Below are 12845 nucleotides of genomic sequence, written 5' to 3'. Positions count from 1 at the left end.
GCCACATTGTGCCCCTGGCGTGCCGATCGCCGCCGTGGCGGCGGCCGGCGGCCTCGGTCCCCGGTGTCGCTGTCCAGCCCGAATCCGGACGGATGGCCGGTTCGCCGGGTGGATCTTGCCGCACGGGAAGTCGGCGAGGTCGACTTCCCGTGCCGTCGGCGGCGGGCGGTCGGGAGTTCCGGGCGCCGCGACACGCTTCCGGACCCCGGCTCAGAGCAGGGGGGTGAGCCAGCGGCGGAGGAGTTCGGCGTAGTGGTCGGGAGCGCTGTTCCACAACCCCGCGTGCTCGGCCCCGGGGAAGGGCTGGAGGCTGACCACGTCCGGGCGGGCCGCCGCCAGGTGTTCGGCGGCCCGGAACGGGGCGAGCCGGTCGGCGGGGCTGTGCAGGAGGAGGGTCGGGACCCGGAGGTCGGTGCCCTCGGCGAGGCGGTCGGAGTCGGCGACGTCGACGCCGGTGCGGCCCTCCGCCGCGTGTGCCCCGCTGCCCGCGGCGGCGCCGCGGGCAGCCGGCCGCCGGGCGCCCCCGCGGTCCGTGGACCGGACGTCGAGGACGGGCGAGTCGAGGATCAGGCCCCGGACGGCGTGCGACCAGGCGGAACGGGCCGCGGTCTGCAGGACCATGGTGGCGCCCGCCGACCAGCCGTACAGGATCACCCGGCCCGCTCCGTTGTCGAGCGCCAGCCGGAGCGCCGCCTCGACGTCGCGCCACTCCGTCTCGCCGACGCGGCCGTCGCCGCGCCCGTGGCCGTCGGGGGCGGCGGGGGCGCCCTCGTCGCCGCGGTAGGTGACCACGAGCGCGGGCAGGCCGAGGCGGTCGAGGACGGGAAGGACCGGGAGGGCCTGCCGGCGGTCGGCCCCGGGACCGTGGACGAGGATCACCCAGGTGCCGCGCTTGCCGTCGAGGTACCAGGCGGGCAGGGCGCCGAGTTCACCGTCGGCGGCCACGTCGGTGTAGGCGAGGCCGAGTGCCCGGGCGGGGTCGCCGAGGTGGACGCGCGGGGTGAAGCGGACCTCGGTGCCGGGGGCCGGAACGCCCTGGTCCGTGCGGACGAGCCGACGGGTGACGCCCTGCTCGTCGCCGTGCAGGACCTCCCCGACGACGGCGTGCCCGCCGTCGCCCCACTCGACCGCCCAGCAGCCGGGGCGCAGGCTCTCGGGGCCGCCGGTGAAGGTGATCCGACCCGCGCCGCTGCTCCGGACCAGGACCGGACCGGACTCCCGGACGGTGGTCACCGGGCGGATCATCCGCTCGGAGGCCCGGCGGCCGATCACCAGGAAGGCGGCGACCCCGGCCCCGGCCCCGACGGCGGCGGCCGCCACGACGGCGGCGGTTCCCCAGCGCATAACGTTCCCCGCTCTGTTGGTCACGGACCGGACGGTGTTCGTGCACCAGTTCACCGGCGCCCCGACCGCCCGGCCAGCGGATTGGGCCGTCCGGGTCACGAATCGGCGCGGGGCGCGGCGGTACCGGCGCACGGCGACGGCGCCAGAAAAGCGTGGCACGCGGCGGCACCCGGCGCCAGCCGTCAGGACGCGGCGTCGTCGAGGAGCTGCCAGAAGCGGGGGATGAGGGCGTCGGCGGTCGGCGGCGGGGTGGCACGGGCGGTGGCGCCCCAGTGGGTGGGGACGTGGTGTTCCTGCCGGAGGGCGGTGAGGGCGGCGGCGAGGGCGCCGGAGGGGGCCGGGACGATGCGGGCGAGGGCCCCGAGGTGCGGCTGCCAGCGGCCGGCGACGCACTGGCGCAGGAGGTGGTCGAGGGCGTCCCGGCGGCCGGTGGCCTCGACGAGTTCGGGCAGGCTCAGGCCGAGGACGTCGGCGAGCGCGTGGGTCTGGTCCTCGTCGCCCTCCCAGTGGCCCGTCAGTTCGGCCTGCCGGTAGGCGGGCAGGGAGGTGCCGGTGCGCTCGGCGACGGCCGCCTGGCCGAGCTCGCGGGCGATCCGGTGGTCGCGCAGGCTGGTCGGGCGGGCGTCCATCAGCTGGGCGGCGGGACACCAGAGGGCGCGGGCGAGGGCGATGAACTCCGGTTCGTCCGGGCGCAGCCCGCCGCTCTCCCAGGCCAGGACGTGGGCGGGCAGCAGCCGGACGCCGTGGGCGGCCATGCCCTCGGCGACCTGCTCGGCGGTGAGGCCGAGGGCCGCCCGGTGGGCGCGGGCGGCCGCGGGCGAGAACGGCACCGGGGGAGGTGGGGCGGGGGGCTTTCTGCGACGCATGCCACCGAACGGTAGGGGCGGACAGCGGGCGGCCCCAGCAGTCGAACGCACGAAGCGGTCCGCGGCGCCCGCGCGCCGCGCTGGGCGATCCCACAGGGTGTCAGCCGGCCGGGGTGTCGGTCGGCCCGTCCGTGTGACCAACCCCTCCGTGACCTCGGTTGACTCCCGGTTCGGCCGCGTGATGGGATCCTGGGGCCAATCGGAGGCATGGAGAGGAAGCCGGTGCGAGTCCGGCGCGGTCCCGCCACTGTCACCGGGGAGCACGCTCGGAAGTATCGCCACGGCGGACCGTCAGAAGCCGCTGGAAGGCGCCGGGGGTGCGTTCGACCCGGAAGCCAGGAGACTCTCGCCCCCGCTACGTCGATCCAGGGCGCGGACCCTGAGTGAGGACACGCACGCGTGCAGGCTGCCCCGCCCCGTCGGCCCCCTGGCTGTCCGCCGTCGAATTGTCCCCCGCCGGGTCGTCCTCCGCTGTGCCGCCTCCCGTCGTGCGGCCGGTAGCCGTGCCGGCGCCGAGCGCGCCCGCCCTGGCGGTCCGCCCCCTGGCCCGCGCCGCCGCGTTCGCGCTGGGCGCCGTCGCGGGCTACGCCGCGGACGCCCGCTTCGCCGATCCCCGCCGGGGCCACCCGGTGGCCGTCTTCGGCAGCGCCGCGACCCGGCTGGAGCGCCGGCTGTGGCGCGACGACCGTGCGGTCGGCGCCGGGTACACGGCGCTGTGCGCGGGCGCGGTCGCGGCGGGCGCGCTCGCCCTGGACCGCACGGTGGGCCGGCGCCCGCTGGGCCGGGCGGCGCTGGCGGCGGCCGCGACGTGGACGGTGCTCGGCGGCACCTCGCTGACCCGGGAGGCGCGCGCCGTCGGCCGCTCCCTGAAGGACGGCGACCTGCGGGCCGCGCGGGAGCGGCTGCCGCACCTGTGCGGGCGCGATCCGAGTGCGCTGGACGAGCAGCAGATCGCCCGCGCGGTGGTCGAGTCGGTGGCCGAGAACACCGCCGACGCCGTGGTGAACGCGCTGGTTTGGGGCGCCCTGGCGGGCACGCCCGGGCTGCTGGCCTTCCGCGCCGTGAACACCCTGGACGCCATGGTGGGCCACCGGTCGCCGCGCTACGCCCGGTTCGGCTGGGCCTCGGCCCGGCTGGACGACCTGGCGGGCTGGCCGGGCGCCCGGCTGACGGCGCTGCTGACGGTCGCCGCCGCCCCGCAGCCCCGGACCGCGTGGCGGGTCTGGCGCCGCGACGGCTCCTCGCACCCGAGCCCGAACGCGGGCCAGGCGGAGTCGGCGTTCGCGGGCGCCGTGGGCGTACGGCTGGGGGGCACCCTGCGGTACGGCGAGCGGGTGGAGCACCGGCCGGTGCTGGGCGCGGAACTGCGCCCGGTGACTGTGGACGACATCGAGCGGGCCTGCGCGCTCTCCCGGCGGGTGGGCCTGCTGGCACTGGGTACGACGGTCGCGGGGCATCTGGCGATCAGGGCGTTCGGCAAGAGGAGGGGAAGGGCATGAGCAACGCGCTGCTGGTCGCCGGGACGACCTCGGACGCGGGCAAGAGCGTGGTGACGGCCGGCATCTGCCGCTGGCTGGCCCGCCAGGGCGTGCGGGTCGCGCCGTTCAAGGCGCAGAACATGTCGCTGAACTCCTTCGTCACCGCCGACGGGGCCGAGATCGGCCGCGCCCAGGCGATGCAGGCGCAGGCCGCCCGGGTGGAGCCGGAGGCGGCGATGAACCCGGTGCTGCTGAAGCCGGGCGCGGACGGCCGCAGCCAGGTGGTGCTGCTGGGCAAGCCGGTCGCCGAAGTGGGCGCGCTGGACTACCGCGAACGCAAGCCCGTCCTGCTGGAACGCGCCCTGGAGTGCCTGGCGGACCTGCGCGGGCGCTACGACGTGGTCGTCTGCGAGGGCGCGGGCTCGCCCGCCGAGATCAACCTGCGCGACCGCGACATCGCCAACATGGGCCTGGCCACGGCCGCCGGGCTGCCGGTGGTGGTGGTCGGGGACATCGACCGCGGCGGCGTGTTCGCCGCGATGTACGGGACGCTGGCGCTGCTGTCGGCACGGGACCAGCGGCACGTGGCGGGCTGGTTCGTCAACAAGTTCCGCGGCGACGCCCGGCTGCTCGCGCCCGGGCTGGAGATGCTGCACGAGCTGACCGGCCGTCCGGTGCTGGGCACCCTGCCGATGCTGCCCGGGCTGTGGCTGGACGCCGAGGACTCGCTGGACCTGTCGACGGTCGTGGACCGGGTCGACGCCCGCGGGCCGCTCGGACCTGACGTGCTGCGGGTGGCCGTCGTGCGCTTCCCCCGGCTGTCGAACTTCACCGACCTGGACGCGCTCGCGCAGGAACCGGGCGTGCTGGTGCGCTGGGCCACCAGGCCGGAGGAGCTGGCCGACGCCGACTTGGTGGTGCTGCCCGGCACCCGGGCCACCGTGGCCGACCTCGCCTGGCTGCGCGAGCGCGGCCTGGAGCCGGTGCTGAAGGCGCGTGCGGCCGCCGGGCTGCCGGTCCTCGGGGTGTGCGGCGGCTACCAGATGCTGGCGGCCGGGATCGTCGACGAGGTGGAGTCGAAGGCGGGCGCCGTCGACGGGCTCGGCCTGCTGCCGACGTCCGTGCGGTTCGGCGCCGGGAAGGTGCTGGCGCGGCCCGTCGGCCGGGCGCTCGGGCAGCGGGTCGAGGGGTACGAGATCCACCACGGGATCGTCGCGGTCGAGGGCGGCGAGCCGTTCGTCACCGATGACCGGGGGCAGGCCCTGGACGGCTGCCGGGTGGGCGCGGTGTGGGGCACGACCTGGCACGGCGCGCTGGAGAACGACGGCTTCCGCCGCGCGTTCCTGCGCGAGGTCGCCGAGGCGGCGGGCCGGGCGTTCGTCCCGGCACCGGACCTCTGCTTCGCCGCGGCGCGCGAGGCCCGGCTGGACCGGCTCGGCGACCTGATCGAGGAACACGCGGACACCGACGCACTGTGGAAGCTGATCGAGGGCGGGGTGCCGGCGGCCGGATCGCTGCCGTTCCTGCCGCCCGGGGCACCTGAGGAGGCCGGCAAGGCATGAGTGACGTCCGCTATCCGTTCACCGCGATCGTCGGCATGGCCGACCTGCGGCTCGGCCTGCTGCTGAACGCGGTCTCCCCCGCCGTCGGCGGCGTGCTGGTGCGCGGCGAGAAGGGCACCGCGAAGTCGACCATGGTGCGCGCGCTCGCCGGGCTGCTGCCGTCCATCGCCGCCGTCGACGGCTGCCGCTTCGCCTGCGACCCGGCCGCGCCCGATCCGCAGTGCCCGGACGGGCCGCACCGCGGCGCCGCCGGGGACGGGCAGCCCGCCGGTCACGAACGCCCCTCCCAGCTGGTCGAGTTGCCGGTCGGCGTGGCCGAGGACCGGATCGTCGGCTCGCTCGACCTGGAGCGCGCGCTCGCCGAGGGCGTCAAGGCGTACGAGCCCGGGCTGCTCGCCAAGGCGCACCGCGGCGTGCTCTACATCGACGAGGTGAACCTGCTCCAGGACCACGTCGTGGACCTGCTGCTGGACGCCGCCGCGATGGGCCGCTCGTACGTCGAGCGCGAGGGCGTGTCGGTGCGGCACGCCGCCCGGTTCCTGCTGGTCGGCACGATGAACCCGGAGGAGGGCGAGCTGCGGCCGCAGCTGCTCGACCGGTTCGGCCTGACCGTCGAGATCGCCGCCACCCGGGATCCGGCCGAGCGGGCCGAGGTGGTCCGCCGCCGGCTCGCGTACGACGCGGACCCGGTCGGCTTCGCCGCGCGGTTCGCCGACGAGGAGCGGGCGCTCGCCGAACGCATCACCGCCGCGAGGGAGTTGCTGCCCGAGGTCGAGCTGACGGAGGTGGCGCTGCGTCAGATCACCGCCGTCTGCGCGGCGTTCGAGGTGGACGGGCTGCGCGCGGACATCGTGATGGCGCGCACCGCCGTCGCCCTCGCCGCCTGGGACGGGCGCACCGAGGTGCTGGAGGAGGACGTCCGCAAGGCCGCCCGGCTGGCCCTGCCGCACCGGCGCCGCCGCAACCCCTTCGACGCGCCGGGCCTGGACGAGGAGCAGCTGGACCGGACGCTGGAGGAGCACGCCCAGGAGCAGACCCAGGAGGACCCGGAGCCCGAAGGCGACGGGCCGGACGGGAACGGGCCGGACGGGAACGGGCCGGAGGGGACCGGGCCGGAGGGCGACGGCCCGGACGGAGGCGGCCCCGAGGGGGGCGGCCCCGACGGAGGCGGCCCCGACGGAGGCGGCGGAGCGCCCGAGCCCTCCGCCGGCGACGCCCCGCAGGCCACCGCCCCCGAGGGCCCCGAGGCGCCCGCGCAGCCGCCCGTACCCGCCCAGCACCCCGCCCCCGCACGGGAGTCGGCGCCGGTCGCCGCCGGGGACGCGTACCGGACCAAGCTGTTCACCGTACGGGGCACCGGCCACGGCGCCCAGGGCCGCCGCTCCCCCGCCGAGACCACCGGCGGGCACACCGTCCGCGCCCGCCGGCCGCAGGGCGCCCTCGGCCGGCTGCACCTGACGGCGACCCTGCAGGCCGCCGCCCCGCACCAGGTGGCGCGCGGGCGCAGCGGCCGGGCGCTGGTGCTGCAGAAGGACGACTTCCGCGAACAGGTGCGCCGGGGCCGGGAGTCCAACCTGGTGCTGTTCGTGGTCGACGCCTCCGGCTCGATGGCCGCCCGGCAGCGGATGACCGCCGTCAAGGGCGCCGTGCTGTCGCTGCTGATGGACGCCTACCAGCGGCGCGACAAGATCGGCATGGTCACCTTCCGCGGGGCGGGCGCCGAGCTGGCGCTGCCGCCCACCTCCTCGGTGGAGGTCGGCGCGGCCCGGCTGGAGTCGCTGCCCACCGGCGGGCGGACCCCGCTGGCCGCCGGGCTGCTGCGCGCCCACGAGGTGCTGCGGGTCGAGCGGCTGCGCGACCCGAGCCGGCGCCCGCTGCTGGTCGTGGTGACCGACGGCCGGGCCACCGGCGGGCGCGACGCCCTCGCGCAGTCCCACCGCGCGGCCGCGCTGTTCGCCGCGCAGGGCACGGCGAGCGTGGTGCTGGACTGCGAGTCCGGCCCGGTCCGCCTGGGCCTGGCCCGCACCCTGGCCGGGCGGCTCGGCGGCACCGCCGTCAGCCTGGAGGAGCTGCGTGCCGAGGGCGTGGCCTCGCTCGTCCGCGAGAACCGCGGGGACAACCGTTCCACGACCGCCCGCGACCACCGGGCGACCACCATGCGAAAGGCGGCCTGATCCCATGCCCAAGGGCGTTCCCGAGAGCGTTCCCGACGACGGCCTGACGACCCGCCAGCGGCGCACCCTGCCGATCACCGCCGTGCACACCGGCCCCGGCAAGGGCAAGTCCACCGCCGCTTTCGGCATGGCGCTGCGGGCCTGGAACCAGGGCTGGCCGGTCGGGGTGTTCCAGTTCGTGAAGTCCGCCAAGTGGAAGGTCGGCGAGGAGAACGCGCTGCGCGTCCTCGGCGCCTCCGGCGAGGGCGGCACCGTCGACTGGCACAAGATGGGCTCCGGCTGGTCGTGGATCCAGCGCTCCGCCGAGCAGGAGATGTCCAGCGAGGAGGCGGCCAAGGAGGGCTGGGAGCAGGTCAAGCGGGACCTCGCGGCCGAGACCTACCGCTTCTACGTGCTCGACGAGTTCACCTACCCGATGCACTGGGGGTGGGTCGACCCGGAGGAGGTCGTCGCCGTGCTCGAGGACCGGCCGGGCAGCCAGCACGTCGTCATCACCGGCCGGTACGCGCCCGAGGCGCTGACCGGCTTCGCCGACCTGGTCACCGAGATGACCAAGGTCAAGCACCCCATGGACGCCGGCCGCAAGGGCCAGCGCGGCATCGAGTGGTAGGCCGTTGAGCACCGTCCCCCGCCTCGTCGTCGCCGCCCCCTCCTCGGGCGCCGGCAAGACCACCGTCGCCACCGGCCTGATCGCGGCGCTCGCCGCGCGCGGGCTGGCGGTGTCCCCGCACAAGGTCGGCCCCGACTACATCGACCCGGGCTACCACGCGCTCGCCGCCGGGCGCCCGGGCCGCAACCTGGACGCGTTCATGTGCGGCCCCGAGCGGATCGCCCCGCTGTTCCTGCACGGCGCGGCGGGGGCGGACGTCGCCGTGGTCGAGGGCGTCATGGGCCTGTTCGACGGCGCCTCCGGGCGCGGGGAGCTGGCCTCCACGGCGCACGTCGCCAAGCTGCTGCGGGCTCCGGTGGTCCTGGTGGTGGACGGCTCCTCGCAGTCCCGCTCGGTGGCCGCGCTGGTGCACGGCTTCGCCTCCTGGGATCCGCAGGTGCGGCTCGCCGGGGTGATCCTCAACCGGGTCGCCTCCGACCGGCACGAGCACCTGCTGCGCGAGGCCCTGGAGGAGGGATCCGGCGTGCCGGTGCTGGGCGCGCTGCGCCGCTCGGCGGCGGTCGCCACGCCGTCCCGCCACCTCGGGCTGATCCCGGCGGTGGAGCGCTCGGCGGAGGCGCTGAAGGCGGTCGCCGACATGGGCGAGCTGGTCGGCTCCTCCGTCGACCTCGACGCCCTGCTGGAACTCGCCCGTACGGCGCCGGACTTGGACGCCGAGCCGTGGGATCCTTCGGCCGAGGTCAGCCCGGTCCCCGGGCGGCCCCGGATCGCGGTGGCGGGCGGCGCGGCGTTCTCCTTCTCGTACGCCGAGAACGCCGAACTGCTCGGCGCCGCAGGCGCGGAGGTCGTCCCGTTCGACCCGCTGCACGCCCGTGCGCTGCCCGAGGGTACGGCCGGGCTCGTCATCGGCGGCGGCTTCCCGGAGCTGTACGTCCGGGAGTTGAGCGGGAACGCGGCGCTGCGCGCGGCCATCGCGCAGTTCGCCGCCGCCGGTGGGCCGATCGCCGCCGAGTGCGCCGGACTCCTCTACCTGGGGCGGGAGTTGGACGGCCTGCCGATGTGCGGGGTGCTGGACACCGGCGCCCGGATGACCGAGCGCCTCACCCTCGGCTACCGGGAGGCCGTCGCCCTGCACGACTCGCCGCTCGCGGCGGCCGGCACCCGGGTGCGCGGGCACGAGTTCCACCGCACGGTCTGCGAACCGGGTGCGGGCGAACGCCCGGCCTGGGGGTGGCGCCTGCCGACCGGGCCGCGCACGGAGGGCTTCACGGACGGCAGCGTGCACGCCTCGTACCTGCACCTGCACTGGGCGGGGGCGCCGATGGTGGCGTCCTCGTTCGCGGCGGCGGCCGCGGCGTTCCGAGGCTCCGGCGGGTGATGCCGCGACGCGGCCGGGCAACCGCCCGTAGGCTCCCCGCATGAACGTGATCGTGCTCAACGGCGGCTCCAGCTCCGGCAAGTCGAGCATCGCCCGCCGGCTGCAGGAGCTGCTGCCGGAGCCGTGGCTGCACCTCGGCGCGGACACCATGGTCGCCGCGCTGCCGGAGCGGCTGCGCAGCGGCGACGGTGGCGACGGCATCGGCGGGCTGGAGGCCGGGGACGGCACCGTCGAGGTCGGGCCCGTCTTCGCCGCCCTGGACGCCGCCTGGACGGCCGGGGTCGCGGCGATGGCCCGGGCGGGGGCGCGGATAGTGGTGGACGAGGTGTTCCTCGGCACCACCGCCTCGCAGGCCCGCTGGCGGGCGGCGCTGGAGGGCCTGGACGTGCTCTGGGTCGGCGTGCGCTGCGACCCGGCCGTGGCCGCGGCCCGGGAGGCCGCCCGCGGCGACCGGGTGCCCGGCATGGCCGCCGCCCAGGCCGAGTCGGTGCACCGGGGGGTGTCGTACGACCTGGTCGTGGACACCAGCCGGGCGACGGTCGGTGAGTGCGCCGGGCTGGTCCTCGCGCGGGTGACCGCACCGCGCTGACCTTCGCGCGGGTGGTGCCTGCCGCCCGCTTCCCGGCCCGCCGCCCGCCGCCGGGCACGCCGCGCCCGGCGCCCCCGTCAATCGCCGTTGCCGAAGGTGCCGCGCAGCGGGTCGGCGCGGTGGCAGGCGGCGCAGCGGACGCGGGTGTAGATGGCGACCGCGCCCATGAAGACGTCCTCGCGGCCGCCCGCCGGCGAGGCGGAGCCGGCTGGCCTTCCGCAGTCCAGGCAGACGCGGCCGGGGCGGGCGGCGGTCGAGCAGGCGCGGCAGACCAGGTGGGTCGGGCGCTCCGCATGCACGACGACGGGCTGCGGCCCGCCGTGGATCAGGTGGTCGCACCAGGTGCAGGACTCGTCCTCCTGGGCCGCCAGCATCCGGGCCCGGATCTCCCGCTGCCACTCGGCCGCCTCCTGCAGCGGGACGGTGACCGGCGGGCCCCAGCCGGCGGCGGCGAGCCACCGGGCGCCCTCCGCACCGGCCGCCCGCAGCTGGTCGTGGACGGCGATCTCCCTGGGCGTCTGTTCCTTCATCGGGCCTCTCCTCCGGTGCGGTTCCGCGGGTGCGGGTTCCGCCGGGGTCAACGCGGCCGCGAGGGCGCTGGACACGCCCTCCCGGGCGCCGGTCGCCCGGTGGTCCGGCAGGCCGGGGTCGGCCGCCCGGGGGCTCAGTCGAGGAGCGACTCGGTGTCCCCGTGCGCGATCAGGAGTTTGCGCAGCAGGCCGTCGAGCAGGGCGCGTTCGTCGTCGTCGAGCGCGGCGAGGATGCGTTCCTCGTTGCGGACGTGGCCGGCCAGGGCGCCGTCGATGAGGTCCTTGCCGGCGGCGGTGAGGCGGACCAGTACGGCGCGGCGGTCGCTCGGGCAGGGGTTGCGCTCGACCAGGCCCTTGGCGGACAGCCGGTCGACCCGGTTGGTGATGGCGCCGGAGGTGACCATGGCGGACTTGAGCAGGGCGCGGGCGTTGAGTTCGTAGGGCTCGCCGGAGCGGCGCAGGGTGGCCAGGACGTCGAACTCGGAGGAGTCGAGGCCGCAGGAGGCGAAGTACTCGCGCAGGGCGCCGTCGACGCGGATGTTGAGCCGCCGCATCCGGCCGACCAAGCCGATGGCCTCGCCGTTCAGGTCGGGACGGGTCCTGCTCCACTGCTCGACGATGTCGTCGACGGTGTCGCGCTGCTCCATGGCCTGCCGCCTCCCTCGTGGCCCCGGGTGGGCCGTCGGCAACTACCTTAACATTCACATACTTGACGTTCACTAACCTCGGCGGCTATAAATTACCTCAACGTTCAGATAGTCAACGTTCAGGGGGATCTCGTGGCTGGAACCGGAACACGTGCAGGAGTAGCCGTCACGGCGGCACTCGCCCCGGCGGCCTGGGGCACGACCTACCTGGTCACCACCCAACTGCTGCCCGAAGGCCGTCCGCTGCTGCTCGCCGCACTCCGCGCCCTGCCGGCCGGACTGCTCCTGCTGCTGATCGGCCGCAGGCTGCCCAAGGGACGCTGGTGGGGGCGGGCGGCCGTCCTCGGAATGCTCAACATCGGGCTGTTCTTCCCCCTGACCTTCGTCGGCGCCTACCGCCTCCCCGGCGGCGTCGCGGCCACCATCGGAGCGATCCAGCCGCTGCTCGTCGCCGGATTCTCGGTCGGCGTGCTCGGCGTACGGCCGGGACGCCGGGCGCTGATCGCCGGACTGGTCGGAGTCGGCGGCGTGGCACTCCTGGTGCTCAAGAGCGGCGCCCGCCTGGACGGCGTCGGGATCGCCGCGATGGTCACCGCGATCGCGCTGATGGCCATGGGCACCGTCCTCACCCGCCGCTGGGGCCGCCCCGAAGGCGCCACCCTGCTGGACCTGACGGCCTGGCAACTCCTGGCGGGCTCGGTGTTCCTCGTGCCGCTCGCCGGCCTCGTCGAGGGCGCACCGCCCGCGCTGAGCGCCGCCAACCTGGCCGGATTCGCCTACCTCGGACTGCTCAGCACCGCCCTCGGGTACGTGCTCTGGTTCCGCGGCATCGAACGGCTGGGCGCCGGACCGGCCTCGTTCCTCGGCCTGATCAACCCGGTGGTCGCGACCGTGGGCGGCCTCGTCGTCCTCGGCCAGACCCTCACCGGGTGGCAGCTCGTCGGCCTGCTGCTGGCCCTCGGCGCCCTGTTCGCCGGTCAGGCCCCCGCCAAGCAGCCCAAGCCCGCCACGGCAGCCGACCCCGCCCCGCCGACCCGGACCGTCCCGGCCGCCGCTGCCACCCCGGCCCCCGCTGTCCCTGTCCCCACTCGCTGACCCCTACCAGCTGTCCCTGTTACCACTCGCTGACCACCACGACACGGAGCACACCATGCACTACATCGTCATCACCCGCACCGACAGCACCCCCGACGCCGCCCTCGGCCACTACCTCGCCAACGTCGGCGCCACCATGGAGCCCTACCAGGGCCGCCTGCTCGCCTTCGACGCCCCGGCCCGGCTGGAAGGGGACACCGGCCACACCAAGACCGCCATCCTCGAGTTCCCCACCGAGGCCGACGCCCACGGCTGGTACCACTCCCCCGCCTACCAGGCCCTCGCCGCCTGGCGCATCGACACCATGGGCCACCCCGTGACCATCTCCGCCCTCCCCGGCCTGCCCGGCTGACCCGGTCGGCCGACCTGGCCGGCCGACCGGAAGGGCGCCTGAACGGAACGGAACGACGAAGCCCCGCCGAGCACCGGCGGGGCTTCGTCGTGCCCGGCATCGGGTCAGCCGGTGGCGCGGATGTAGATGTCGGCGGCGCCGGGGAGGCCGCCGGGGATGGTGGCGACGTAGATGCGGCGGGCGGTGGGGGCGTGGGTGGGGCCCGGGGTCTGTCTCTTAT

General features: G+C 76.2%; 12 protein-coding genes and 1 riboswitch. Of the genes, 8 read left to right on the top strand and 4 right to left on the bottom strand.

Annotated features, from left to right (window positions below):
* Positions 1–210: 210 nt before the first annotated feature.
* The gene (locus IF30_RS0123950) at positions 211–1368 is read right to left on the bottom strand and encodes an alpha/beta hydrolase family protein (protein WP_234322822.1); all 1158 of its coding nucleotides are present in this window, start codon (positions 1366–1368) and stop codon (positions 211–213) included.
* Between the two features lie 158 nt (positions 1369–1526).
* Complete coding sequence (locus IF30_RS0123945; protein ID WP_158835429.1) at positions 1527–2210, bottom strand: helix-turn-helix domain-containing protein; 684 nt, start codon at positions 2208–2210, stop codon at positions 1527–1529.
* A 211-nt stretch (positions 2211–2421) separates the two neighbouring features.
* A riboswitch (cobalamin riboswitch) is annotated at positions 2422–2556 on the top strand.
* A 196-nt stretch (positions 2557–2752) separates the two neighbouring features.
* On the opposite strand from IF30_RS0123945, the gene IF30_RS0123940 reads away from it, so the two are divergent.
* From IF30_RS0123940 to cpt, 6 genes are read left to right on the top strand one after another with little or no spacing between them, the layout of a single operon-like run.
* A complete protein-coding gene (locus IF30_RS0123940; protein WP_030242059.1) occupies positions 2753–3709 on the top strand; it encodes a cobalamin biosynthesis protein in 957 nt (318 codons plus the stop codon).
* Positions 3706–5250: a cobyric acid synthase gene (locus tag IF30_RS0123935; RefSeq protein WP_030242056.1), complete on the top strand. Its 1545-nt coding sequence runs from the start codon at positions 3706–3708 to the stop codon at positions 5248–5250. Before IF30_RS0123940 ends, IF30_RS0123935 begins: the two co-directional genes overlap by 4 nt.
* Complete coding sequence (locus IF30_RS0123930) at positions 5247–7424, top strand: putative cobaltochelatase (RefSeq protein WP_030242054.1); 2178 nt, start codon at positions 5247–5249, stop codon at positions 7422–7424. Before IF30_RS0123935 ends, IF30_RS0123930 begins: the two co-directional genes overlap by 4 nt.
* Before the next feature lie 4 nt (positions 7425–7428).
* A complete protein-coding gene (gene cobO, locus IF30_RS0123925) occupies positions 7429–8034 on the top strand; it encodes a cob(I)yrinic acid a,c-diamide adenosyltransferase (protein ID WP_030242050.1) in 606 nt (201 codons plus the stop codon).
* Between the two features lie 4 nt (positions 8035–8038).
* A complete protein-coding gene (locus tag IF30_RS0123920; RefSeq protein ID WP_030242047.1) occupies positions 8039–9412 on the top strand; it encodes a cobyrinate a,c-diamide synthase in 1374 nt (457 codons plus the stop codon).
* 46 nt (positions 9413–9458) lie between these two features.
* A complete protein-coding gene (gene cpt / locus IF30_RS0123915) occupies positions 9459–10001 on the top strand; it encodes a chloramphenicol phosphotransferase CPT (protein WP_030242042.1) in 543 nt (180 codons plus the stop codon).
* Between the two features lie 77 nt (positions 10002–10078).
* Here cpt and IF30_RS0123910 read toward each other — a convergent pair whose 3' ends face one another.
* Complete coding sequence (locus IF30_RS0123910; protein ID WP_030242040.1) at positions 10079–10531, bottom strand: hypothetical protein; 453 nt, start codon at positions 10529–10531, stop codon at positions 10079–10081.
* Positions 10532–10665: 134 nt separating this feature from the next.
* Positions 10666–11178 (bottom strand): MarR family winged helix-turn-helix transcriptional regulator, encoded by a 513-nt coding sequence (locus tag IF30_RS0123905; protein WP_030242038.1) that lies wholly within the window; start codon positions 11176–11178, stop codon positions 10666–10668.
* 132 nt (positions 11179–11310) lie between these two features.
* On the opposite strand from IF30_RS0123905, the gene IF30_RS0123900 reads away from it, so the two are divergent.
* The gene (locus IF30_RS0123900; protein WP_030242037.1) at positions 11311–12273 is read left to right on the top strand and encodes an EamA family transporter; all 963 of its coding nucleotides are present in this window, start codon (positions 11311–11313) and stop codon (positions 12271–12273) included.
* A 55-nt stretch (positions 12274–12328) separates the two neighbouring features.
* On the top strand, positions 12329–12625 hold the full coding sequence (locus tag IF30_RS41905) for a DUF1330 domain-containing protein (protein WP_051710963.1): 297 nt from the start codon (positions 12329–12331) through the stop codon (positions 12623–12625).
* The last annotated feature ends 220 nt before the right edge of the window (positions 12626–12845 follow it).

The organism is Streptomyces sp. NRRL S-350 (assembly GCF_000719705.1).
In the GTDB taxonomy this organism is placed as follows: domain Bacteria; phylum Actinomycetota; class Actinomycetes; order Streptomycetales; family Streptomycetaceae; genus Kitasatospora.
This window is presented reverse-complemented; position numbering and strand designations above follow the sequence as displayed.

Coding starts and splice junctions, on each gene's coding strand:
- IF30_RS0123945 (WP_158835429.1), bottom strand. CDS start 2,210: ATGCGTCGCAGAAAGCCCCCCGCCCCACCTCCCCCGGTGCCGTTCTCG.
- IF30_RS0123935 (WP_030242056.1), top strand. CDS start 3,706: ATGAGCAACGCGCTGCTGGTCGCCGGGACGACCTCGGACGCGGGCAAG.
- IF30_RS0123930 (WP_030242054.1), top strand. CDS start 5,247: ATGAGTGACGTCCGCTATCCGTTCACCGCGATCGTCGGCATGGCCGAC.
- cobO (WP_030242050.1), top strand. CDS start 7,429: ATGCCCAAGGGCGTTCCCGAGAGCGTTCCCGACGACGGCCTGACGACC.
- IF30_RS0123910 (WP_030242040.1), bottom strand. CDS start 10,531: ATGAAGGAACAGACGCCCAGGGAGATCGCCGTCCACGACCAGCTGCGG.
- IF30_RS0123905 (WP_030242038.1), bottom strand. CDS start 11,178: ATGGAGCAGCGCGACACCGTCGACGACATCGTCGAGCAGTGGAGCAGG.
- IF30_RS41905 (WP_051710963.1), top strand. CDS start 12,329: ATGCACTACATCGTCATCACCCGCACCGACAGCACCCCCGACGCCGCC.